The organism is Aromatoleum bremense, assembly GCF_017894365.1.
Classification (GTDB): Bacteria; Pseudomonadota; Gammaproteobacteria; order Burkholderiales; family Rhodocyclaceae; genus Aromatoleum; species Aromatoleum bremense.
The window spans coordinates 3,830,856-3,853,044 of record NZ_CP059467.1 but is presented as its reverse complement, the minus strand read 5'-3'; the positions used below and the strand labels follow the sequence as shown (position 1 = coordinate 3,853,044).

Genomic DNA, 22,189 nt, shown 5'->3' with positions numbered 1-22,189 from the left:
TGGCTTTTTTGCGTGCATCGACCCGACGTTTCACCATAGCCATGCCCGACTTTCGCCCACCACGCTGGTCCACCGTTCCCTGGCTCGCCCTGCTGCTCGTTCACATCGCGGCGCTGGCGGGCCTCGGCGTGCTGATCGCGCGCCAGATGCAGCCCGTCCCGATGCATGACCTGCAACTGGCAGACGGCGAACGGCTGAAGTGCGTGTCCTATGCGCCTTACCACCTTCCCGGCCAGACGCCGTACGACGAGACGCTGATGATTTCGCGCGTGCAGATCGTCGCCGATCTCACCGCGCTGTCGCGCCTGACCGAATGCGTGCGCCTCTATTCGGTCGCCCAGGGGCTGGAGCAGGTGCCGGACGTCGCGCGCGAACTCGGCCTCGGGGTGCTGCTCGGCGCGTGGATCAGCGCCGACCGCAAGCGCAGCGCGATCGAGCTCGACCGCGCGATCCGCATCGCCAATGACAATGCCGACGTCGTGCGCATGCTGATCGTCGGCAACGAGGTGCTGCTGCGCCGCGAGCGCACCGAGGACGAGCTGCGGGAGCTGATCGCGTACGCCGCCGCCCGCACCGAAGTGCCGGTGACGTATGCGGACGTGTGGGAATTCTGGCTCAGGCATCCGAGCCTCGCCGGCGCCGTCGACCGCGTGACGGTGCACATCCTGCCATTCTGGGAAGACGACCCGGTGGCGATCGAGCATGCCGTCGCGCATGTCGGCACGGTTTTCGAAGAGGTCCGCGGACACTTCGACAAGCCGGTGATGATCGGCGAAACCGGCTGGCCGAGCGCCGGGCGCCAGCGCGAAGCGTCGCTGCCGTCACCGGTCAATCAGGCCCGCTACATCCGCGAATTCATCCACCGCGCGCATGACGAGGGCTGGGACTACAACCTCATCGAGGCCATCGACCAGCCGTGGAAGCGCCGCCTCGAAGGCACCGTCGGCGGCTACTGGGGTGTGCTCGATGTCAACCTGGCACCGAAGTTTCCGCTCGCCGGACCGGTAGCCGAACGCGACACCTTCGTCACGCCGGCGCTCGGCGCCGGACTCGGCGTGCTGCTGTGCCTCGCTCTCGCCGCGGGGGGGCGCTCGAAGAGGCGCACGCCGCTGCAACTCGCCGCCGTCGCCGCGATGGGGGCGGTGGCAGGCGCAGTCGCCGTTCTGCACTGGGAACACGCGCGGCTCGCGTATCGGGACGGACTCGAATGGATGCTGCTCGGCCTCGTCTTCGCCGTCGGCATGCTGGTGCCTCTGACCCTCGCCCGCTGGTCTCCGGATGGCGGGATACGTTCGGGCGCGTCAGCATGGACGGCGTGGCAGCGAGCTCGCCTTGCGTTGCTCGATGCGTCGACGCGCCTCGGACTGCTGCGCATCGTGCTGCTGTTCGCCGCGGCGGTCGGCGCATTGCTGCTGTTCGTCGATCCGCGCTACCGGGACTTCCCGTCGCTGCTGTTCATCGTGCCGGCGCTGACTCTCGGCGTCGTCGGGTGGTTCACGAACAGCCGCCACGCGACCGAAGAGCGGCTGTGCGCAGCGGTGATCGTGGTGTCCGTCGTCGGCCGCTGGCTATCCGAGCCGCTGAACCCGCAGGCCGTCGCCTGGCTCGTCACCGGCCTCCTCCTCGCCGCGCCGACGCTGCGGGCCGCGTGCGAGGACCAGTAGCGACAGCAGCGCGCCGACCGCGGACGGGTCGAAGCTGTACAGCACCAGCCCCGCCAGGCCGCTGAGCCACCCCCCCCACGCGAGCGGGCGATGGCGCAGCACGAAGGCCGCAACGCCGCACGCAAGGCTCAGCCAGCCCAGGCGCTGATGAACGAAGGACTGCACCAGCAGCCACTTTGCCGCGCACCACGCGCCGAGCCCTTCGGCGAGCGACCCGCCGCAGTCGAGCGGGAACGCACCCGCTTCGAGCAATCCGTACCGCACACCGAGCACTGCCGCGAGAAGCACAGCGCTCGCGGCGGCCAGAGAAATACGGCTTCGATCGTATTGACGCAAATTATTTTCCCTCAACTCCCTTTTTCCTTACAAATCAAGCGTCCGCCTGCAGACCTACTTCCTGTTGCAAATTGCACACAGGGAAACTTTGCTAAGCAACTGAAAAAACGAATAAACTTCGCGCCGCATCAGTTGCGGTCGAGCTGGTGAATTGTGTCACAAGCCCGGCCAGGATTGATTTTTGCGCTGCATCAAACCGCAATTCCGAAGCATCACGAGGAATGACGGCCCGCGGCGATCGATCAACCCCCTGAGGGGACCCCGATTTTAATGAAATACGCCGCTTCGCTGATTTACCGTCTGATCGTAGCGTTGATTCTTGCCAGCCTGGTCGCCGGCGCCCAATACCTCTTCGCGGAGCGGTGGAACCGCGGCACCGAGTTCATCGGCGCCGGCAACAGCATCCGCGGCTATGCCTACAGCCCTTTCCAGCGTGACCAGAGCCCGCTCAAGGGGACTTATCCGAACGAAGCCGAAATTGCCGCGGACCTCGACCTGCTCGCGCAGACGGGCGAACGCATCCGCACCTATGGCAGCACCGAAGTGCCGGCGATCGCCCGGCTGGCGGGCGAACGCAAGCTGACCGTGACGGCCGGCGCATGGCTGTCGCCGGACCCGGAAGCGAACGAGCGCGAGATCGATGCGCTGGTCGAGTCGGTGCGCGAGCTGCGGCACATCGAGCGCGTGGTGGTCGGCAACGAAGTGCTGCTGCGCGGCGACCTGAGCGTCGCCGAGCTTTCCGCCTATCTCGACAAAGTACGCAAGGCTCTGCGACGGCTGAAGGTCCCGGTGTCGACGGCCGAGCCGTGGCACGTCTGGCTGAAGCATCCGGAACTGGCGAAAAGCGTCGATTTCATCACCGTCCACCTGCTGCCCTACCACGAAGGGGTGCCGGTCGAATCCGCTGTCGAATACGTATTGATGCGCTACGACGAGCTGGCGAAAGCGTTTCCAAAGAAGAAGATCGTCATCGGCGAAGTCGGCTGGCCGAGCCGCGGACCGGTCATGAACAGTTTCGGCGCGGAGGAAACGACCTCCGTGCCGTCGGTCGAAAACGAGGCGCGCTTCATCCGCGAGTTCCTCGCCCATCCGCGCAGCCCGACGCTCGACTACTTCATCATGGAAGCGATCGACCAGCCATGGAAGATTCAGTTGGAAGGCTGGGCCGGCGCCTACTGGGGCATGTTCAACGCCGAGCGCCAGGCGAAGTTCCCGCTCGAAGGCCTCGTCGTGCAGGATATCCGCTGGCACGAGAAGGCACGGATGGCCGCGTTGATCGCGCTCGTGCCGATGTTCCTGATCTGCTTCCTGCTGCGTGACTGGAGCATCCTCGGGCGGCTATGGCTCTCGGCGCTGATCCAGGCCTGTGCGGTGACGCTGGTGATTGGCGCGAACGTGCCAGCCGATTACTACCTGACGCAGCGCGACCTGGTCGGGCTCGCGATGCTGATCGGCGCGACGGTGCTGACGATCGCAGTGCTGCTGTCGCATGGTTTCGAATTCGGCGAGGTGCTCTTCAAGCGACGCTGGAAGCGCCGCTTCCTGCCCCTTACGCCGCTCGCCACCGAACGCGAACCCTTCGTGTCGATCCATCTGGCCTGCTGTAACGAGCCGCCGGAGATGGTGATCGCGACGATCGACAGCCTGGCGGCGATGAACTACGGCAATTTCGAGGTCCTGGTACTCGACAACAACACGAAGGACGAGGCGCTGTGGAAGCCGCTCGAAGCGCGTTGCGCGGAACTCGGCCCGCGCTTCCGCTTCTTCCACCTCGAGAACTGGCCGGGATTCAAGGCCGGGGCGCTGAACTTCGGCCTCAAGCAAACCGACCCGCGCGCCGAAGTCGTCGGCGTTGTCGACGCGGACTACGTCGTCTCGCCTGACTGGCTGTCCTGCCTGATCCCCCACTTCGATGCCGCCGACGTCGCCGTCGTGCAGGCGCCGCAGGCGCATCGCGACTGGGAAACCCAGCCGTTCCGCCGCATGTGCAACTGGGAGTTCGACGGCTTCTTCCGTATCGGCATGCATCACCGCAACGAGCGCAACGCGCTGATCCAGCACGGCACGATGACGCTGGTGCGCCGCCTCGCGCTCGAGGAAGTCGGCGGCTGGTCCGAATGGTGCATCTGCGAAGACACCGAACTCGGCCTGCGCCTGATCGAAAAAGGCTACGACACCCGCTACGTCGATCACATCCTCGGCCGCGGCCTGACGCCGTCGGACTTCGCCGCGATCAAGAGCCAGCGCTTCCGCTGGGCCTTCGGCGCGATGCAGATCCTCAAGCATCACCTGCCGGCGATGATCGGCCCGAGCCGGCTGAACATCGCGCAACGCTACCATTTCCTCACCGGATGGTTCGCCTGGCTCGGCGACGCGCTGCAGCTCGTATTCGTGTTCGCGAGCCTCGCGTGGACGATCGGCATGCTGTACATGCCCCAGGAGTTCGGCCTGCCGGTGTCGGCGCTCGCGCTGCCGATCCTCGCCTTCATGGCGTTCAAGGGCGGCCTCGGTCCGATCCTGTACCGGCGCACGATGGATGCGCCCTGGAAGGACATCCTCGGCGCGTCGATCCTGTCGGTCGGCATGGCGCATGCGATCGCCCGCGGGGTGTTCGCGGGCCTCGTCAAGCGACGCGGGGAATTCGTCCGCACGCCCAAGGGCTGGAAGGACAAGGGCACGCTCGCGTTCTTCTCGCCGATCCGCGAGGAAATCGGACTGCTGCTCGCGCTGATCCTCGGCTCGGTGGTGCTGGTCTGGTTGCGCGGCGCGCAGGATCTCGAAGCGCAGCTGTGGGTCGGCATCCTCGCGCTGCAGTGCATCCCCTACCTCGCCGCGATCGCCTGTCAGGTCGCCTCGTACATGCCCGAACGCCCTGCAACGGTGGTCGAGCCAGCGCCGGAAACCAAGCCCTCGGCGAGCATCACCCCGATCGCGGAGTCGAGCACGACGCCCATCGTCGAGGCAATGCGTGCGCGCGGCTGACCTGCCTCCGGACCCCGGTCACACCTTCTCGCCACAGCGAGGGTAAGGCGCCGAAGCGGTTGATTTCCGGTATCGAGGGGAGCGATGCCGGAATCACTTCTCCATTTTCTTCATGCGCAGCTCCAGCCCCTCGCATGGCGTCCGCCGGTCTGCAGCCACCGGCGGCGTCACCCAGAGGATCTCATGCGCCGCCGCAAACTGTTTGCCGAAGCGGTCGAGCGGCGCGAGCTCATCCGCAATGCGCAGTTCCGGGGAGCGGGCGCGGAAGCCGATATTGAGCTGACGCAGGGTCGGCGCACGCTGCGCGACCCGTTCATAGACTCCCATGTTGTTTTCGACATGGCCCAGTCCGAGAATCACGACCACCGGCTCAAGGGGCTGTTCGGCTGCGAGCGCGGTCACGGCCATCGTCATCGTGTCGTTGCGGGCAAGCCAGGTCGCGTACAGGCGCGCCACGAGCTCGGGCGAAGCGAAGCCGCAGTGCGCCGCGTTCAGCCGCTCGTGCATCAGCTGCTGATAGGCCGGATCGACCAGCCCGCTGTCGGGAAACTGGGTGCGCTCGACGGCGTTGAGCCCGTCGATGCCGACGCGGCTGATGCGGCGGCGCAGGCTTTGCGGAAGATCGATCCCGGCGACACGCAGCCGATGGGCGCGCGCGAATTCGAGCAGCGGACCGTAGTCGCGCCACTCGGTGCCGGCCTGCCAGCCGAGTTCGTCCCGCAGTCGCAGCGCCGCGGCGGTGTCATGCGCGGGGACCTGCGGCAGCAACACGAAGCTCATCAACTCGCTGGTCTGCGGGACGCTGACGACCTCGAACGCGAGTGCCGGACGACGGCCGGCGGCGACGAGGTCGGTCACGATTTTCAGCTGCGCGGCATGATGATGCGGGTTGCCGTGCTGTTCGCCGAGATAGATGACATCAGCGGCAGCGATCCGCCTGGCGAGCGCTTCGTAGTCGAGCACCGCGCCATCACCGGCCGCATGAAGTGTCTCACCGGGCGGCCCGGCCGGGGCGGCAACACCGGACGGAATGCCCGCGACGAGCACCGCCGCTAGAATGGCCGCCCACCAGGCCGGCCGAATCAGGTCCCCAATCATCACTGTCCCTCCGGATCAGCCGCCCGCCGTGCCGGCCTCATCGGTGCACGCACGAGTCCGGCTTGTCGCGCCCCTTGCCGCGCGGCCGGTAGGCTCACGCTGCTGCAAGTTCCGATTTCACCTTGGCACGACGTCCCGCGCACCACGGTCAGCGAATGTAACTCAGCGCGATCTCGTCGCTGCGCTGGGCGCCCGCGGTCATCTCGCGACACAGTTCGAGAAAAGCCTGCATCCCCGGCGTGCGGAACTTCTGCCGGTGCCACAGGAAATGGAAGCGCCGCCGCAGGTCCAGCCACGGCGTCTCCACCGGCACCAGGCTGCCGCGGCGGAACGCTTCGCGCAGCGCCAGCCGCGAAATGCAGCCGATGCCGAGGCCCGATTCGACGGCGCGCTTGATCGCCTCGGTGTGCTCGAGTTCGAGCCGCACGTCGAACCGCCCTTCGACGTGGCGCATCGCCTGGTCGAACGTCTCGCGCGTTCCCGAACCGATCTCGCGTAGGATCCACGGCTGCTCCAGCAGGTCTTCCTCGTCGGCGCTGGCGCGCCGGGCGAGCGGATGCGTCGGCGCGCAGAACACCACCAGCTCGTCTTCGAGCCACGGCACGACCTCGAGTTCGGCGTGCTGGCATTTGCCTTCGATCAGCCCCAGGTCGAGTTCAAAGCTCGCCACCTGCTGGATGATCGTCGCGGTGTTGTGAACGCCGAGACGGATGCGACTGTCGCTGTGACGCTGGAGAAATTCGGCGACGATCAGCGTTGCAAGATAATTGCCGATCGTCAGCGTCGCACCGATGTCTAATGTCCCGTAGCCGGTCTGCCCCCGCAGCAGCGCCTCGATGTCCTCGGCGCGATCGAGGAACTCCACTGCGCGCGGCAGCAGTCGTTCGCCCAGCTCGTTCAGGCGGACGGACTTGCCGACGCGGTCGAACAGCTGCACGTCGAACTGGCGCTCGAGCTCCGCGAGTCCGCTGCTCGCCGCCGACTGCGACATCGAGAGGCTCTCGGCGGCGCGTGAAATGCTGCCGTTGCGCGCGACGGCGACAAAGATCGCGAGCTGCCGCAGGGTATAGCGCATATCGAAAATGCCTCTAACGAATATCTGAATTACCCATCCAGCAGATATTACGCCCATCCTAGAATTGCAATCGATCAACCTACCCGGCTTTCAACTTACTCAAAGGCAAGGCCATGAGCAATCTCGCTGTCGAACGTGTCCTGAGTGTCCACCACTGGAACGACTCGCTGTTCAGCTTCCGCACGACGCGTGACCGCGGCCTGCGCTTCGAGAACGGCCAGTTCGTGATGATAGGCCTCGAAGTGGACGGCCGGCCGCTGACCCGCGCCTACAGCATCGCGAGCCCGAACTACGAGGAGCATCTCGAGTTCTTCAGCATCAAGGTGCCGAACGGGCCGCTCACGTCGCGGCTGCAGCACCTCAAGGAAGGCGATCCGATCGTCGTCAGCAAGAAGCCGACCGGGACGCTCGTGCTGCACGACCTCAAGCCGGGCAAGCGCCTCTACATGCTCGCGACCGGCACCGGCCTCGCCCCATTCCTGAGCCTGATGCAGGACCCGCATACGTATGAGCGCTTCGAGCACGTCGTGCTGATCCATGGCGTGCGCACCGTGTCGGAACTCGCCTACCGCGACTTCATCACGAGGGAACTCGCGGACAACGAGTTCTTCGGCGAGGACGCGCGCAACAAGCTGATCTATTACCCGACCGTCACGCGCGAGCCGTTCGTCAACCAGGGGCGGCTGACGGACCTCATCGAGACCGGCAAGCTGTTCGAGGACATCGGCCTGCCGCCGCTCGACCCGGAGCACGATCGCGCGATGATCTGCGGCAGCCCGGCGATGCTCAAGGACAGCTGCGCGATGCTCGACGCGCGCGGCTTCAAGATCTCGCGCCATATCGGAGAGCCGGGCGACTACGTGATCGAGCGCGCCTTCGTCGAGAAGTGAGGCCGGGAGGAGTAGACTTCTCCGCTTTCTCTACCCGGAACTCCTGATGCTGCCTTGCAGACCGTCAGCTGCCGCACGTGTTTCGCGCGACAGCTGCCTCACGTTCGTGGTGCGCGGCCTCGCCACCCGCACCACGCCGTGCCCGCCGGCCGTGTGGCCGTCCCGCCAAAAGGGGAGCCGGCGTTGGGCCGCATAGTCGAAATCCGCATGCCGAAATATCCGGAATGCTGGGACAGCTGCGGCTCATGCCGAACCGGCGAAGTGTTCGTCCAGAGCGTGCTGGTCCGCAACGGCGAAAAAATCGGCACGGACGAGACGCTGATCGTGCTCGAAACGGGCAAAGTCGCTCTCGACATTCCCAGCCCGTACTCCGGAATCCTTATCGACGTGCGCGTCGAAGAAGGCGATCCGATCGACGAGGGCGAAGTCATCGCGACGATCGAAGTGGACTGAACCCGCGCGGCGATTGCCGGCACGGAACCGCTCCGGACCGCGCCATGAGCGCGGCGCCCGCCCGGAAGGATAGAATTCCCGGACGCGGCTCCCGCACAGCGGAGAGCCCCTTCTCATTCCCATTCCCCTTCTCACGATCCGACGGAGGTTCATTCGTGTCCAGACTACTCGTTCTCACGGTGATCGGCGACGATCGCCCCGGGCTCGTCGAAGAGCTCTCGTCGGTCATCACCGCCCATCACGGCAACTGGCTCGAATCGTCGATGGCCCAGCTCGCGGGCAAGTTCGCCGGCCTGCTCAAGATCAGCGTGCCGCCCGAACAGGTGCAGGCGCTGGAAACCGCGCTGGCGAAACTCTCGGCGCTGCGCGTGATGGTGGAATGCTCGATGAACAGCACCGCCGAGACAGCCCACCGCCATCGCCGGCTCTCGTTCAGCCTCGTCGGGCACGACCGCATCGGCATCGTTCGCGAAGTCTCGCAGGTGTTCGCGCGCCACGGCGTCAACGTCGAAAAACTCGTCACCCACACGTCGACCGCACCGATGTCGTCGGAGACGCTGTTCCATGCCGAAGCGGAGCTGAAGGCCGGCGAGCATGTCGATGCCGACGCGCTCAAGGCCGATCTCGAGCGTCTTTCGAACGACCTGATCGCCGACATCAACCTCGACGAGCTGGTCGGCTGAACTCACCGCGTCAGTAACCGACGCGGTTTCGCCCTTCGCCCTTGGCGCGGTACATCGCCTCGTCGGCATGCCGCATCAACGCATCCTCGTCGGTGCCGTGATCGGGATACAGCGCGATGCCGATGCTCGACGAGATGGTGGCCTCTTCACCGTCGATAACGAAAGGCCGCTCGAGCGCCAGGCGGATCTTCTCGGCGACCACCTCCGCGTCGTGGCCGGACTCGATCTCCGGCAGCAGCACGACGAATTCGTCCCCGCCGCGCCGCCCGAGCATGTCGCTCGAGCGCACTGCGTGCTGCATCCGCCTGACCGCTTCGCGCAGCAACTGATCGCCGGCGTGGTGGCCAAATTCGTCGTTCACGCGCTTGAAGCGGTCGAGATCCACGAACAGCAGGGCGAACCGGTGGCCATACCGCTTCGCCTGATCTACCGCATGCGTCAGCTGCTGGCTGAACATCAGCCGGTTCGGAATGCCGGTCAGCACGTCGTGCGTCGCCAGATGGGCGATGCGGCGCTCGACGTCCTTGCGTTCGGTGATGTCCAGCATCACGACGATCGCCCCCCTCAACCGGCCCTCGCCGGTGGTGAGCGGAGCGTCGGACACCAGCGCGGTGAGCAGCCGTCCGTCGCCGCGCACCAAGTCCGTCTCGTAGCGCCTGCCCTGCCCCCTGCCCAGCCGCGCGAGGATCTGTTCGCGCTTCTCCGCCTCGCCGCCTCGCCACAATTCATCCAGCGGCCGGCCGAGCAATTCTGCTTCGCTTCGTCCGAGGATCTCCGCGAGGTTGGGGTTCACGAAAGTCAGGCGAAATTCCGCGTCGGTGGCCGCAATCCCCTCCTGGGCCACATTCACAAGCGTGCTGTACCGGCGTTCGCTGCGCAGCAGTGACGCCGTCGTGTGCGCGAGCGCCCTCGCGCGCTCGCGGGTCAGCGCGAAAAACCATGTCGTCATGACGAACAGCAACCCGACCATGCCGATCGCGGTCAGTTCGGCACCCCGCACATCGAACCGCGACGCATAACCCGGCAGCGCCTCGAGCCTCACCAGCCACGTGCGACCGGCCAGCGTGAGGTGCTTGACGCTCGCGAATTCCGGCTGCTCGTCGGCGACGCGGCCCGGGTGGCTGTCATACAGCAGGGATTGCGGGCGTTCATCCTGGTCGAAGACCCTCAGGCGCACGCCTTCCGAATGGGGTCCGAGCATGCCCTGCATCAGATTCGTCATGCGGAACGGCATATATACCCAGCCGTGCAGCGCCCGCCGCCGCTGGGCTTCGCTCGCGGTCGGCATGCCTCTCACGAACACCGGCGTGTAGATCAGCACGCCCGCCTGGACGTCGGCGGTCGTTTCCTGGACCAGGGTGGTCTTGCCCGACATCGCAGCGCTGCCGGTGCGCAGCGCGCGGTCCATCGCCTCGCGGCGCACCGGTTCGGAGTACATGTCGTAGCCCAGGGCGCGCTGGTTGCGCCAGTCGAGCGGCTCGAGCATGACGATGCTCGAATAACCGCCGCGCGGTCCTTCCGGCCACACACGATAGCTGTCGACCCCCTCGGTATGCAGCGCGTCGATGTGGCGCTCGAGTTCCGCGGGCTCCAGCCAGAGCGTGAAGCCGAGACCCTGAACGCCCGGGATGTCCTCTCCCAGCTTCAGCGAGTCGACGTACTCATGCCATGTCCGGCGATCGACCGTGTCCATCACCTCAAACAGGCCGCGCCCACCGTGCAGCACGAGGCGGTATGCGAGAAACCGCTCGTGGATGCGCACCGCGATTTCCCCAGTTTTGGACTCGAACTGCGCGGCGAGGTCGCGCCGATAGCCTTCGGATTGCTGTACCCATACGACCCACGTCGCGAGCACCGCCAGCGCCGCGGCGAGCAGCGTCATCGTCAGAATCCGGCCGGGCCTGCGCCCTGGCCGGCTTCCGGCACTCCCGATGCTGCGGTCGTCGGCCATGCTTGCTCCTCGTCATGTTCACGACCGGGCCGCGCTCCGGCCGAAGGAGCCTCGAAAATTAGACACGCTCATCTGCGCATCGTCGCGAGGTCGGGCCTGGGCTGTGCCGGAGGAGCAACGCGATACGGCCTTGCGGTATCCTTCGCGGTCTTACCATTCCTGTTTGCCCGGACCCACGCCCATGGCCCAATACGTAATGTCGATGCTCCGCGTGAGCAAGATCGTGCCGCCGAAACGGCAGATCATCAAGGATATTTCTCTCTCGTTCTTTCCCGGCGCGAAAATCGGCCTGCTCGGCCTGAACGGTTCCGGCAAGTCCACGGTGCTGCGCATCATGGCCGGCGTCGACAAGGAATACGACGGCGAGGTGCAGCACCTGCCGGGCATCCGCCTCGGCTACCTGCCGCAGGAACCGCAGCTCGACGCGGCGAAGACGGTGAAGGAAGAAGTCGAATCCGGCCTCGGCGAAATCCTCGAAGCGCGCCACAAGCTCGACGCGATCTACGCCGCGTACGCCGAACCCGACGCCGACTTCGACAAGCTCGCCGAAGAGCAGGCGAAGTACGAGAACATCCTCGCGACCGCCGGCGCCGACATCGAGACGCAGATGGAAATCGCTGCCGACGCACTGCGCCTGCCGCCGTGGGATGCCGTCATCGGCCACCTCTCCGGCGGCGAGAAGCGCCGCGTCGCGCTGTGCAAGCTGCTGCTGTCGCGCCCCGACATGCTGCTGCTCGACGAACCGACGAACCACTTGGACGCCGAATCGGTCGAGTGGCTCGAACAGTTCCTGACGCGCTTCCCCGGCACCGTCGTCGCCGTCACGCACGACCGCTATTTCCTCGACAACGCAGCCGAATGGATCCTCGAACTCGACCGCGGCCACGGCATCCCGTGGAAAGGCAACTACTCGAGCTGGCTCGAGCAGAAAGGCGAGCGCCTGGCGCAGGAAAGCAAGCAGGAAGCCGCCCACCAGAAGGCGATGAAGACGGAACTGGAATGGGCGCGCTCGAACCCGAAGGCGCGCCAGGCCAAATCGAAGGCGCGACTCGCGCGCTACGAGGAAATGACCACCGTCGAATACCAGAAGCGCAACGAGACCCAGGAAATATTCATTCCGCCCGGCGAGCGCCTGGGCAGCAAGGTCATCGAATTCAACGACGTATCGAAAGCGTTCGGCGACAAGCTGCTGATGGACAACGTCAGCTTCAGCATCCCGCCCGGCGCGATCGTCGGCGTCATCGGCCCTAACGGCGCCGGCAAGTCGACGCTGTTCAAGATGATCGAAGGCCGTGACAAGCCGGACGCCGGCGAAGTCGTCGTCGGCCCGAGCGTCAAGATCGCCGCTGTCGACCAGACCCGCGAAGGCCTCGCCAACGACAAGACGGTGTTCGAAGCGATCTCGGACGGCGCCGACGTGCTCACCGTCGGCCGCTTCGAAATGCCCAGCCGCGCCTACATCGGCCGCTTCAACTTCAAGGGCGGCGACCAGCAGAAGATCGTCGGCAACCTCTCGGGCGGCGAGCGCGGGCGGCTCCACCTCGCGAAGACGCTGATCGCCGGCGGCAACGTGCTGCTGCTCGACGAACCGTCCAACGACCTCGACGTCGAGACCTTGCGCGCCCTCGAAGACGCACTGCTCGAATTCGCCGGCTGCGCGCTCGTCATTTCCCACGACCGCTGGTTCCTCGACCGCATCTGCACGCACATCCTGTCGGCCGAAGGCGACTCGCAATGGACGTTCTTCGCCGGCAACTACCAGGAATACGAAGACGACAAGAAGAAGCGCCTCGGCGAGGAAGGCGCGAAGCCGAAGCGCATCCGCTACAAGCCGATCAGCCGCTGAACGATTTATCACCGGGAGCCATACAAGATGAAAAAAAACCTCAAGTGGATGCTTGCTTTTTGCGGCACGCTCGCCGTCCTCGCGCCGGTCGCGCCCGCGCAGGCCGAGGCGCCGATGGTCAAGACACAGGTGCCGGGCTACTACCGCACGATGCTCGGGCAGTTCGAGATCACCGCGCTCTATGACGGCGCGATCGAACTCGACTCGAAGCTGCTGAAGAACGTGAAGGAACAGGAGCTCGAGCGGCTGCTGTCGCGGATGTTCGTCGAGGGGCCGAAGATGCAGACCGCGGTGAACGCCTACCTGATCAACACCGGCAGCAACCTGGTGCTCGTCGATGCCGGCGCCGCGAAGCTGTTCGGGCCGGGGCTCGGCCACATCGTCGGCAACATGCGCGCGGCCGGCTACGATCCAGCCCAGGTCGACACCGTGATCGTCACGCACCTGCATGGCGACCACATCGGCGGCCTCGGGGATTCCGCCGGCCAGATGGTGTTTCCGAACGCGACCATCCATGTGGCGCAGACCGACAACGACTTCTGGCTGTCACAGCAAATGGCCACGCAGGCGCCCGCCGAGATACAGCCGTTCTTCAAGATGGCCGTCGACGCCGCCGCGCCCTACCAGGCCCGCGGGCAATGGAAAACCTTCGCCGAAGGCAGCGAAGTGGTCCCCGGCATCCGCGCCGTGAAGGCATATGGCCACACGCCCGGGCACACCGCGTACGCGGTCGAGTCCAATGGTGAGAAGCTGCTGATCTGGGGCGATGTCGTACATTCGCACGCGGTGCAGTTCGCCCGGCCCGAGGTCGCGTTCGAGTTCGACGTCGACAAGGCGCAGGCGGTGGCGACGAGGAAGAGCCTGATGTATTCGATGGCGGCGACGAAGACGCTGGTCGCAGGCATGCACCTGCCGTTCCCCGGCATCGGCTACGTGCGTGCCGACGGCAAAGGCATCTACAGCTGGATTCCGGCCGAGTTCGCGCCGTTGCCGCCGGCCTCGCAGTGATGTCGCCCGATAGGGGAAACGCGAAATGACCTACGAAGAACACCTGGACGAAGTCACGACGCTGATCACCGAGAAATACGACGTCGAAGACGACGAGGCGATCCGCATGACGATGCGCGCGCAAGCCGACGATTTCTTCAGCGGGCACGACGACGATCCGTCGCTGTGCACGCTGGATCGCGCGCACCAGGACGCCGCGGCGGTGTACCGGAAGTATCGTTGAGGCGGAAGCGGCGGCAATGAGCAACCCGGAGAAGCCCTCTCGCAGCGCGCCCGCGCTGCCCCAGGCGACGGCACGGACGCTCGCGCATTACGAGCGTAACGCCGCAGCGTACTGGTCGGGCACGCGCGATCACGACGTCAGCCAGAACCTGGCTGCGCTGCTGAACGCGATCGAAGGCGAGCCGCCGTATTCGATCCTCGATTTCGGCTGCGGACCGGGGCGCGATCTGCTGCGCCTGCGTCTGCTCGGCCACGAAGCCGTCGGCCTCGACGGCACGAAGGAGTTCGTGGCGATGGCGCGGGCCTATTCGGCGTGCGAAGTGCTGCACCAGGACTTCCTCGCGCTGGATCTGCCCGCGGGCCGCTTCGACGGCGTGTTCGCGAACGCCTCGCTGTTCCACGTCCCGAGCGCAGTGCTGCCCGAGGTGCTGCGCAAGCTGCACGCCACGCTGAAGCCGCGTGGCGTACTGTTCTCGTCGAATCCGCGCGGCAACAACGAGGAAGGCTTCAACGGCGAGCGCTACGGCTGTTTCCACGACCTCGAAGCCTGGCGCGCCCATGTCGGCGCCGCGGGCTTCACCGAGATCGAGCATTACTACCGGCCGCCCGGCCTGCCGCGCGACCAGCAACCGTGGCTCGCGACCGTGTGGCGCAAGTCCTGAATCACCTGCTGAATCACCCGGCCCCGGCACCGCGCCGGTGCGTGTCGAGCGCTGCCGACCGTCCCCCTGTCCAGAAACGCTCCATCAACGGCTTGACGCTGGTGCCGTGGAAAATCACCGACAGCGTCACGACGATCAGCGTCATGTGGATCAGCTCCAGCGCGACATCTTTCGGCAGGCCGTGCTGGATCGCGTACATCAGGTAATACAGCGACCCGATGCCGCGCACGCCGAACCAGCCGGCCAGCCCGCGGATGCGCCACGGTGTGCGCGTGCCGATCAGGCCGATCATCACGCTCACCGGGCGCGCCACGAGGAACAGGAACAGCGCCATCCCGACCGCACGCCAGCTCCACGAATCGACGAACAGCGTGCCGCCGATGAGCAGGATCAGCAGCAGTTCGGAGAGGCGCTCGAGATGCTCCTTGAAGATCAGCGACCCCTCGCTGACGGTCGGCGCCTCATGAACCCGCGCAGCATGCACACCCCCCTCTCCCGTCTGCAGCCGGTCGGCCTTGTCGGGCGCGCCACCCGCGAGCTTGCGTTCGGTCTGCCGCAATGCGACGGCGGCGAAGAACACCGCGAGGAACCCCCACGCGCTCGTCATGACGCTCAAGCCATACACGATGCCGATGAGCCCGAGGCCGACAAAATCGTCGAGCAGACCGTGGGCCGCGCCAGCGCGGCGCAGGCGATCCACCACATGCGCCATCGTCATGCCGCACGCGACGCCGATCGCGAGCCCCGCTACAGTCGCCCACACCACGTCGACGAGCGCCCAGCGCAGCCCGAACTCGCCCAGCTCGTGCAGACCGAGCAAGCCGAGGCCGAGCATCACGAACGGAAACGCGCTGCCGTCATTCATCCCCGCCTCGCAGGTCAGCGTGAAGCGCAGCCGGTCCCGGTCGCCCGGGTGGCGCGTCTGCACATCGGTTGCGAGCACCGGATCGGTCGGAGCGAGGATCGCGCCGAGCAGCACCGCTGCGCCCAGCGGCAGCCCGAGTATGTAATGTCCGAACGCCGCGACCAGACCCACGGTCACGGCCATCGATGCGAATGCCAGCAGGATCGGCGCCCGCCACCGCGCGAGGCTCACCGGCACCGGCATCTTGACGCCCGCCGCATAGAGCGAGATCAGCACCGCCGCTTCGGTCAGGACTTCGAGCAGCGCCGATTCCTTGAGCGGATTGAAGTGGAACAGGTTCAGCACCGTCGGGCCCACGATCAGGCCGACGGCGAGATAGATGATCGCCGCTGTCACCGGCAGACGCCGGATCATCGACGAGGTGAGGCCCCTGACGAGCAGCAGCCCGCCGACCAGCAGGAACCATTGCGCATTGGTCAGTCCGTTATCCATTGCAGATGCTCTTCCCTTCTCGTTGGCCCAACCGCCAGGCGCTCGCACCCGGTCCGGGGCATTTATTCTGGAAGGCGAAAGTATCTACGAATAAGCGGGTAGCCGCGCTACCGTTTCCTGCTGTTACGGGAAAACACTCTGCAAGGCGCGCCCGGACGGGAACTTTCCCGTCCGGGCGCGGGCAATTACGCGATCAGAAGAACAGGATGCCGCCGAGCGAAATCGTGCGCGTCTCCAGGTCGCCGGGGAAGAGATCGGCGCCGGTGCCTTTTTCGCGGTTGTACTCGCCGACCAGGGTGACGTACTTGTTGAGGCTGTGATAGACGCCGAACGTCGCCGAGCGGAACTTGTTGGTTTCCGTCAGCAGCCCGTCCTTGTCGCGGTTCTCGCCATAGTTCAGGCCGACCTTCGTCTTGCCGAACTTGTACGTCCCCTGCACGAAATAGCCCCTGCCCTTGGTCTCCTCGAACGGCGAGAAAAACAATGCGCCGACCGTCGACAGGCCCAGCCCCTTGCCGTCGAAGCCGTACGCGACCGCCTCGAAATTGCCGAATCCGAGCTTCGCGCCGAGTTCGAGACCCCTGGCATCGAAGCTGCCGTCGCCGCTGGTCGTCTGGTGGACCCCGCCCGCCCACACCGACCCGCTCGTCGTGTCGCCCGCTTTCCAGTCGTAGTTCAGCATCGCCTGGAAGCCCGGTTCCTCGGTCTCGTCGCCGGCAAAGCGGTTCGGGTCGAAGATGCCGGCGGACGCCGAAAAGCCGCCCATCGTCGGCGTCGTGTAGGTGATCTGCGGCTGGAAGCCGGTGTACATGTAGCCGTGGCCGATCATGCCGAAGGTGGTGTTGAACGGCGTCGCGGCGTAGCTGTTGCCGCCGACCCCGAGCAGCGTCATGTCGGCGAGGATGATTTTCTGGCCGAACAGGCCGATGTCGCGGCCGAGCTTCACCGTGCCCCAGTCGCTCGAGCCGAACTGGAAGTACAGGTTACGAGTATCGATCTGCGAGAACGGGCTGTCGCAGCCGCGATCGCCGCCGCAGGACGGGTCGCTCGGCAGGCCGACGACGTCGGACTTGTCGTTGATCCCGGGTGCGAAGCCGACGTGGGCCTTGATGTCGAGACCTTCGACCTTGGTCGTGAACACGAAGTTGATCCAGCCGGGCAGCAGGCCGTTTGTCAGTGCCGAGTCCTTCGTCTTGACGTCGCCGACTTCCTGCGTGCGGTGCGCATAGAAGCCGTTGATCGTGCCGTTGATGTCGAGCGTCGCGTCGCCTTGCGTGAAGCTCACCGCCTGCGCCTGCCCGACGGCCGCCGCACACATTGCGGTGACGAGCACGATGCGACCCGACGCTGCCATTTTCAATCCGGTATTCATAGTTTCCTCCTTGGCCTCGTTCTTTGCCTTGTTCATGTCGCGGTCCGCCCCTATCGGCAGCCGGCGCATTTCGGCCACGCGTTCAAGCGCGCCTGCATGCTCTTCGCAAGGCTTGGGCCAAGTGTCTTGTGATTGTTGAATTGATGGCTTTTAGGAGTTTTTAGCGTTCATTTACTGCATTTCGCAGCAACATGTGATCCGCTTCGACACATCGCGGCGCGAATTGCCGCAACAGAAATGTTGCAAGTTGGAACAGCTGCAGGAACACCCGCGCGGGCGGGCAGGCACTCGCGGCCGCCGCGATCAGCGGCTCACGACCCTGCCCCGGCAGTTCGTTCCCGTCCTGCAGAGCGGACGACCCGCTTCATCCCAGGCACACGCGTCAGCTTCCCCACCGATAACGCAGGCCGATCCACGCGGCGCGCGGCGCACCGGGGGCCACGGCCTGTTCGCTGCGCCACGCGTCCGGATCCGCTACGAAAGCGCTGTCGGGGCCAACGAAGGGATTCTCGGCCAGTACGCCGCCCGTCGCGTAGCGCTTGTCGAAGACGTTGTCGATGCGGCCGAACAGCATCCAGCCGCCGCTCAGCCGGTAGTCGGCGCTCATGTTGAACAGGGCGTAGCCGGGCACCCTGCCGCGCCCGCCGAACTCGTCGCCGGCGCGATGCGCGTTGTTCTCGTTGCCACGTGCGTACTGCCTGGAATAGGCCACCATGTCGGCTCCGACGCGCAGCGCCGCGGTGGCGCGCCAGGACAGCGCCACTTTGAGGCTGTGCGCTGGCAGCCCCGGCAGGCGGTCGCCGCTGGAGACGCGGATCTCGTCCTCGCCGCAGCCGCCCCGGCCTGCGGTGCTGTTGTTTTCGGCCAGCACGCAGGCCGAAGAGCGGAACACGGCGCGCAGATAATTGTAGTGCAGCTGCCAGTCCAGCGAGCCGGTTTCGCCGCCCAGTCCCAGCTCGATGCCGTCGCGTCGCGTCTTGCCGAAGTTCGTGAAGTAGCCGAGGCTGCCGCCAGTGCCGACGAAGAGGATGTCGTCATAGTTGGTGCTGCGGAACGCGCCGGCGTTCCAGCGAATATCATCCGACAGCCGGCCACGCAGGCCGAGTTCGAAAGTGCGCGTCACAACCTGTTCGAGGAAGGGGTCGGCCGCCATCGCGTTGGGCAGGCTGCAGGCGTTTTCCGGATCGGCACAACCGAGTTCGATCGGCGACGGAGCCCGGTTGCCCTGGCTGAAACCGCCATACCCCGTGAGATTCGGACTCAGCTGCCAGGTGAAACCCAGCGCGGGGTTCAATTTGCGGTACGTGAAATCGCCATCGAGATTGTCCGGCGCGTTCGGACGCAGGCGATCGTCGCTGATGACACGAGTGTGGTTGTAACGCAGCGAACCGGTCATCTGCACCGCAGGCGTCAGTGCGACGCTGTCGGTGACGTAAATGCTCGTGGTGCGCGTGCGGCCGAGCAGTTCATTGACCTCTTCCTCGTCGTCGGTGGCCAGGACGCCGCGGCTGCCGTCGAGTTCCCCTTCCTGCTCGGTCTGGCGGAAGTTGCTGCGGCCACGGTCGTGCGACACGCCGAGCGCGAACTGGTGCGCACCGGCGATGCGGCTTCCCTGCAGTGCGACGCCTGCGGCATTCTGGCGCGTCGCGGTGCGGTTGAGCGCGCCGTTCTCGTCGTCGCCGATCTCGAAATCGTCTTCGAGATCGCCGTTCAAGGTACGAGTGTGCGTGCGCCGCACGTAGGCCGTACCGGAAAGCTGGTCACTGTCGTTGAGCCAGTGGCTGCCGGACAACGCCAGCAGCGTGCCGCGATTGCGTGTCTGGTCCGGATGGGTGAAGACGGCCTCGCGCCCCTCGGCGCGCAGGAGGCTCTCGGGCACGACGCCGTTGCCGACGAGATCGGTGCGGGCGTGGGCGAGCGTGAGCGCGAGGTCCGTCACGCCGGCGGTCCAGCCGAACTTGCCGAAGACCTGGCCGACATCGGTCGGCGAGTGGTCGCGCCAGCCGTCCTCCTTGAGCCCTTCGGCGGCCAGGAACCATGACGCTTCGTTGCGCGTGCCGCCGTGTTGAATCACACCGCCGCGACGGCCGAACGAGCCGCCGTACACCTCGAACTCACCGCCCGGATGGGTGTCGCCGCGCTTGGTCTCGAGCGCCAGGGCTCCACCCAGCGTATTCAGGCCGTAGAGCGGATTCGAGCCGGGCACCAGCGTCATCGACGCGATCGCCGAGCGCGGGATGAGGTCCCAGTTCACGACGTCGCCGAACGGTTCATTCACGCGCACGCCGTCGAGGAACACCGACAGCCCCTGCGGCGTACCGAGCAGCGGCGACGCCGAAAAGCCGCGGTAGTTCAGGTCCGCCTGGTAGGGGTTGCCCTGCATCTCATTCACGTTGATGCTCGGCAGCCGGCGCTGCAGACTCTCGGCGAGCGAAACCCCGCCCGCTTCGCGCAAGCTCTGCGCGGGCATCGTCTGCACATTGGCCGGAATCTGCTCACGCGGCAGGCCGATACCGGGCAACAACGTCGTGCCGATGATCTCCACCGGCTCGAGCGTCGCATCCGCCGCCTGCGGCGGCATCCGGTTCTGCGCCTCGGCGCTGCCGCCTGCCATCATCGCAGCGGCCAATGCGAGCTGCGAGCATGTCGTCATCGACAGAACGGATCTTGCGCGGATACCGGAATCGTCCCGCAAAGCGTTCCTGCCTGCCGTCGTTGGTAGGGTTCTTGGTGGCTGGATCACTCTCGTTGTCTCGACCTTGGTTGATGTAGTGCCCGACGGGTTGTTGAACGCAGCGAAGACCCGCTCCGGCCCGAATGTGCCCAGCAGGCCGGAAACTCCACGAGTCCGTGGTTCACCGCCAACCTGGGCAGCTTGAAATCGCTGTCGCATCGAGCTTCTGACGGCAGGTTCCATTCCGAACTTGCGGGTCAATGTCGTGCACGCAAGGTATATGCCATTCTGACTACCCCCGGCGCCGGCCGCGACACCCGGGTCCAGGCCGGCCATTCCGCACACCCCGCAACGCACACAATTCTCAACGCCGCCCCGGGGCGCTTCCGATCGGGTTCAAAGGCTGGTACTCACCCTCGAAGCAAGCGTTGTATCCGCACCGGGGACACCTATATTGGAAGCGTAAACACTCGGCGCAAACCAGCAGAAACTCCAGGGAGCAACGCATTCGGAGAAGGAACATGAACACCAGATCAGCTTTCCTGGCAGCGATGGCAACACTGGCGCTGATCGTCCCGCCGAGCATGGCGGCCCCCGACAAAGTCAGGGATCAATCCTTCGACGAGCAGGCGCGGGCAGTGCAAGAACGGGTGGAACTCAAACAGGACGCGGGCGTGTTCGGACGGCCCGGCGACGTTCCCGGCGAGGAAGGTCCGCGCGGAAGCTCGGTGGGCGACCGCGATCTCGATCGCTACGTCCAGCGACTGGGGTTTGAGATTCGCATGAGAAACGCGATCGCAGACCGCGATTCGGCCGGTTTCCACTGACGCTACCCCGCGCGTTGCCTGCATCCCGGGCGGGCGTGCTCGCGAACTTCATTGCGGGAGCGGACCTGCGCTGCCGGCCTGAACGCCGGCCGGACGCGGCGGGTCGTCAGCCGCAGCGATTGCGGTAGAGGGTTGCACGTCGCGAAGATCCGGGAGGCCACCAAGGCCGAGTTCGCTCGTCACCTCGTCGATGAATTGCCGGTGCTCGCGCGGCGCGTTGCTGCGCCAGTGGCGCAAGTACCGTGACAGGTCGACGGTGGCGTCGGCCGGATGCAGATTCAGGTAGCGAAGCGCAGCCCAGTGCTCGGGAGCCCGTTCGAACAAGGGCAGCAACAGGTTCGCGACGACCTCGTTGTCGTCGCGGCGGTACGGGTCGCGCGCGAGGACATCGAGCTTCGCATGCAACCACCGGCCCGGCGAAACACCTCCGGGCAAACGGCGATGCGGCTCGGCGACAAGGCGGTCCGCATAGCCGCGCAGCGCCGCAGCGTAATCTTTCCAGCCCGAATAGGGCGCGTCGGTCTGCCAGCGGGTTGCCATGCTGCGAAGCGCGTAAAGGCCCGCGGCTTCGCAAACCGCCTCTTCGAACCACTGGTTGCGCTTGCGCCCCGCGACGCCGGCGGCGCCCGCGAAGTTCGACATGATGTGGCACAGCTCATGTCCGAACTGGTACGCGTATTGCGCCCAGCTCCGGTTGCGCGCCGACAGCCGTATCTGGTATTCGCCGGCGCCTCCCCTTTCATAGAGGGTCACCGGGCTACCGGGAGCATGCGTGACCAGGATCGGCTGATCGAGCACACCCCCGCGGCGGCTGATCAACTCGTCGGCGACGGCACGGAGCAGTGTTTCGATCTCCTCGCGATCGGCTGAGCCCCACCCCTCGCCTTCGACGAGAATCGTCACGCCGCCCGGAGCTTCTGCAGCCCCGGCAGCGGGCGCACGGGACAGAGCAGCGATCGCGATCAGCATCGCGAAAACAAGAATCAACCGTGCGACGAGTCGGTTCTCATCCATCTCACCGTTCCTCCCGGCATCGATGCGGCGAGGCCGTTGCACAGGCGGCACTTGCGTGACAACGCAGGTGCCGCC

General features: G+C 65.8%; 18 protein-coding genes. 10 read left to right on the top strand and 8 right to left on the bottom strand.

Translation table 11 applies throughout. The annotated features are described in order from the left end of the window. Window positions 1-41: 41 nt before the first annotated feature. A complete protein-coding gene (locus pbN1_RS18210; RefSeq protein ID WP_169203377.1) occupies window positions 42-1,664 on the top strand; it encodes a glycoside hydrolase family 17 protein in 1,623 nt (540 codons plus the stop codon). Here the strand turns inward: pbN1_RS18210 and pbN1_RS18205 are convergent. Continuing rightward, the gene (locus tag pbN1_RS18205; protein ID WP_169203388.1) at window positions 1,569-1,952 is read right to left on the bottom strand and encodes a hypothetical protein; all 384 of its coding nucleotides are present in this window, start codon (window positions 1,950-1,952) and stop codon (window positions 1,569-1,571) included. The two genes, pbN1_RS18210 and pbN1_RS18205, sit on opposite strands and share 96 nt — an antisense overlap. Window positions 1,953-2,270: 318 nt before the next feature. Between pbN1_RS18205 and pbN1_RS18200 the strand changes: the two genes are divergently transcribed. After that, entirely contained in the window at window positions 2,271-4,982 is a 2,712-nt protein-coding gene (locus pbN1_RS18200) for a glycosyltransferase (protein WP_169203378.1), read from the top strand. A 93-nt stretch (window positions 4,983-5,075) separates the two neighbouring features. On the opposite strand, the gene pbN1_RS18195 is transcribed toward pbN1_RS18200, so the two are convergent. Then, window positions 5,076-6,080 carry a ChaN family lipoprotein gene (locus pbN1_RS18195; RefSeq protein ID WP_169203379.1) on the bottom strand — a complete coding sequence of 335 codons (1,005 nt, stop codon included), beginning with the start codon at window positions 6,078-6,080 and terminating at the stop codon, window positions 5,076-5,078. 148 nt (window positions 6,081-6,228) lie between these two features. Then, window positions 6,229-7,155 (bottom strand): LysR family transcriptional regulator, encoded by a 927-nt coding sequence (locus tag pbN1_RS18190; protein ID WP_169203380.1) that lies wholly within the window; start codon window positions 7,153-7,155, stop codon window positions 6,229-6,231. Between the two features lie 113 nt (window positions 7,156-7,268). On the opposite strand from pbN1_RS18190, the gene pbN1_RS18185 reads away from it, so the two are divergent. From pbN1_RS18185 to pbN1_RS18175, 3 genes are all read left to right on the top strand, one after another. Then, on the top strand, window positions 7,269-8,045 hold the full coding sequence (locus tag pbN1_RS18185; protein ID WP_169120454.1) for a ferredoxin--NADP reductase: 777 nt from the start codon (window positions 7,269-7,271) through the stop codon (window positions 8,043-8,045). Window positions 8,046-8,252: 207 nt separating this feature from the next. Further along, on the top strand, window positions 8,253-8,498 hold the full coding sequence (locus pbN1_RS18180) for a biotin/lipoyl-containing protein (protein ID WP_244857014.1): 246 nt from the start codon (window positions 8,253-8,255) through the stop codon (window positions 8,496-8,498). A 155-nt stretch (window positions 8,499-8,653) separates the two neighbouring features. Next, on the top strand, window positions 8,654-9,181 hold the full coding sequence (locus tag pbN1_RS18175; protein WP_169203381.1) for a glycine cleavage system transcriptional repressor: 528 nt from the start codon (window positions 8,654-8,656) through the stop codon (window positions 9,179-9,181). Window positions 9,182-9,191: 10 nt separating this feature from the next. On the opposite strand, the gene pbN1_RS18170 is transcribed toward pbN1_RS18175, so the two are convergent. After that, window positions 9,192-11,132: a CHASE domain-containing protein gene (locus pbN1_RS18170; protein WP_169203382.1), complete on the bottom strand. Its 1,941-nt coding sequence runs from the start codon at window positions 11,130-11,132 to the stop codon at window positions 9,192-9,194. Window positions 11,133-11,313: 181 nt separating this feature from the next. On the opposite strand from pbN1_RS18170, the gene ettA reads away from it, so the two are divergent. The 4 genes from ettA to pbN1_RS18150 are packed head-to-tail and all read left to right on the top strand — an operon-like array spanning window position 11,314 to window position 14,870. Then, a complete protein-coding gene (gene ettA, locus pbN1_RS18165; protein ID WP_169203383.1) occupies window positions 11,314-12,978 on the top strand; it encodes an energy-dependent translational throttle protein EttA in 1,665 nt (554 codons plus the stop codon). 27 nt (window positions 12,979-13,005) lie between these two features. Further along, a complete protein-coding gene (locus pbN1_RS18160; protein WP_169203384.1) occupies window positions 13,006-13,986 on the top strand; it encodes an MBL fold metallo-hydrolase in 981 nt (326 codons plus the stop codon). A 25-nt stretch (window positions 13,987-14,011) separates the two neighbouring features. Next, window positions 14,012-14,209 (top strand): hypothetical protein, encoded by a 198-nt coding sequence (locus pbN1_RS18155; RefSeq protein WP_011239269.1) that lies wholly within the window; start codon window positions 14,012-14,014, stop codon window positions 14,207-14,209. A gap of 16 nt (window positions 14,210-14,225) precedes the next feature. Continuing rightward, window positions 14,226-14,870, top strand: a complete 645-nt coding sequence (locus pbN1_RS18150; RefSeq protein ID WP_169203385.1) for a class I SAM-dependent methyltransferase — start codon at window positions 14,226-14,228, stop codon at window positions 14,868-14,870. A 13-nt stretch (window positions 14,871-14,883) separates the two neighbouring features. On the opposite strand, the gene pbN1_RS18145 is transcribed toward pbN1_RS18150, so the two are convergent. The 3 genes from pbN1_RS18145 to pbN1_RS18135 all read right to left on the bottom strand — a co-directional run bounded on the left by pbN1_RS18145 (window position 14,884) and on the right by pbN1_RS18135 (window position 20,252). Next, window positions 14,884-16,227 (bottom strand): cation:proton antiporter, encoded by a 1,344-nt coding sequence (locus pbN1_RS18145; RefSeq protein ID WP_210147576.1) that lies wholly within the window; start codon window positions 16,225-16,227, stop codon window positions 14,884-14,886. A gap of 193 nt (window positions 16,228-16,420) precedes the next feature. After that, on the bottom strand, window positions 16,421-17,581 hold the full coding sequence (locus tag pbN1_RS18140; RefSeq protein WP_244857275.1) for a porin: 1,161 nt from the start codon (window positions 17,579-17,581) through the stop codon (window positions 16,421-16,423). A gap of 400 nt (window positions 17,582-17,981) precedes the next feature. Continuing rightward, complete coding sequence (locus pbN1_RS18135; RefSeq protein ID WP_210147575.1) at window positions 17,982-20,252, bottom strand: TonB-dependent receptor; 2,271 nt, start codon at window positions 20,250-20,252, stop codon at window positions 17,982-17,984. Between the two features lie 542 nt (window positions 20,253-20,794). Here pbN1_RS18135 and pbN1_RS18130 point away from each other — a divergent pair. Next, window positions 20,795-21,100 carry a hypothetical protein gene (locus pbN1_RS18130; protein ID WP_169203386.1) on the top strand — a complete coding sequence of 102 codons (306 nt, stop codon included), beginning with the start codon at window positions 20,795-20,797 and terminating at the stop codon, window positions 21,098-21,100. 48 nt (window positions 21,101-21,148) lie between these two features. Here the strand turns inward: pbN1_RS18130 and pbN1_RS18125 are convergent, their stop codons facing one another. After that, a complete protein-coding gene (locus pbN1_RS18125) occupies window positions 21,149-22,114 on the bottom strand; it encodes a hypothetical protein (RefSeq protein ID WP_210147574.1) in 966 nt (321 codons plus the stop codon). Window positions 22,115-22,189: the final 75 nt, after the last annotated feature.

Coding starts and splice junctions, on each gene's coding strand:
- pbN1_RS18210 (WP_169203377.1), top strand. CDS start 42: ATGCCCGACTTTCGCCCACCACGCTGGTCCACCGTTCCCTGGCTCGCC.
- pbN1_RS18200 (WP_169203378.1), top strand. CDS start 2,271: ATGAAATACGCCGCTTCGCTGATTTACCGTCTGATCGTAGCGTTGATT.
- pbN1_RS18195 (WP_169203379.1), bottom strand. CDS start 6,080: ATGATTGGGGACCTGATTCGGCCGGCCTGGTGGGCGGCCATTCTAGCG.
- pbN1_RS18190 (WP_169203380.1), bottom strand. CDS start 7,155: ATGCGCTATACCCTGCGGCAGCTCGCGATCTTTGTCGCCGTCGCGCGC.
- pbN1_RS18185 (WP_169120454.1), top strand. CDS start 7,269: ATGAGCAATCTCGCTGTCGAACGTGTCCTGAGTGTCCACCACTGGAAC.
- pbN1_RS18180 (WP_244857014.1), top strand. CDS start 8,253: ATGCCGAAATATCCGGAATGCTGGGACAGCTGCGGCTCATGCCGAACC.
- pbN1_RS18170 (WP_169203382.1), bottom strand. CDS start 11,132: ATGGCCGACGACCGCAGCATCGGGAGTGCCGGAAGCCGGCCAGGGCGC.
- ettA (WP_169203383.1), top strand. CDS start 11,314: ATGGCCCAATACGTAATGTCGATGCTCCGCGTGAGCAAGATCGTGCCG.
- pbN1_RS18160 (WP_169203384.1), top strand. CDS start 13,006: ATGAAAAAAAACCTCAAGTGGATGCTTGCTTTTTGCGGCACGCTCGCC.
- pbN1_RS18155 (WP_011239269.1), top strand. CDS start 14,012: ATGACCTACGAAGAACACCTGGACGAAGTCACGACGCTGATCACCGAG.
- pbN1_RS18150 (WP_169203385.1), top strand. CDS start 14,226: ATGAGCAACCCGGAGAAGCCCTCTCGCAGCGCGCCCGCGCTGCCCCAG.
- pbN1_RS18145 (WP_210147576.1), bottom strand. CDS start 16,227: ATGGATAACGGACTGACCAATGCGCAATGGTTCCTGCTGGTCGGCGGG.
- pbN1_RS18140 (WP_244857275.1), bottom strand. CDS start 17,581: ATGGCAGCGTCGGGTCGCATCGTGCTCGTCACCGCAATGTGTGCGGCG.
- pbN1_RS18135 (WP_210147575.1), bottom strand. CDS start 20,252: ATGACGACATGCTCGCAGCTCGCATTGGCCGCTGCGATGATGGCAGGC.
- pbN1_RS18130 (WP_169203386.1), top strand. CDS start 20,795: ATGAACACCAGATCAGCTTTCCTGGCAGCGATGGCAACACTGGCGCTG.
- pbN1_RS18125 (WP_210147574.1), bottom strand. CDS start 22,114: ATGGATGAGAACCGACTCGTCGCACGGTTGATTCTTGTTTTCGCGATG.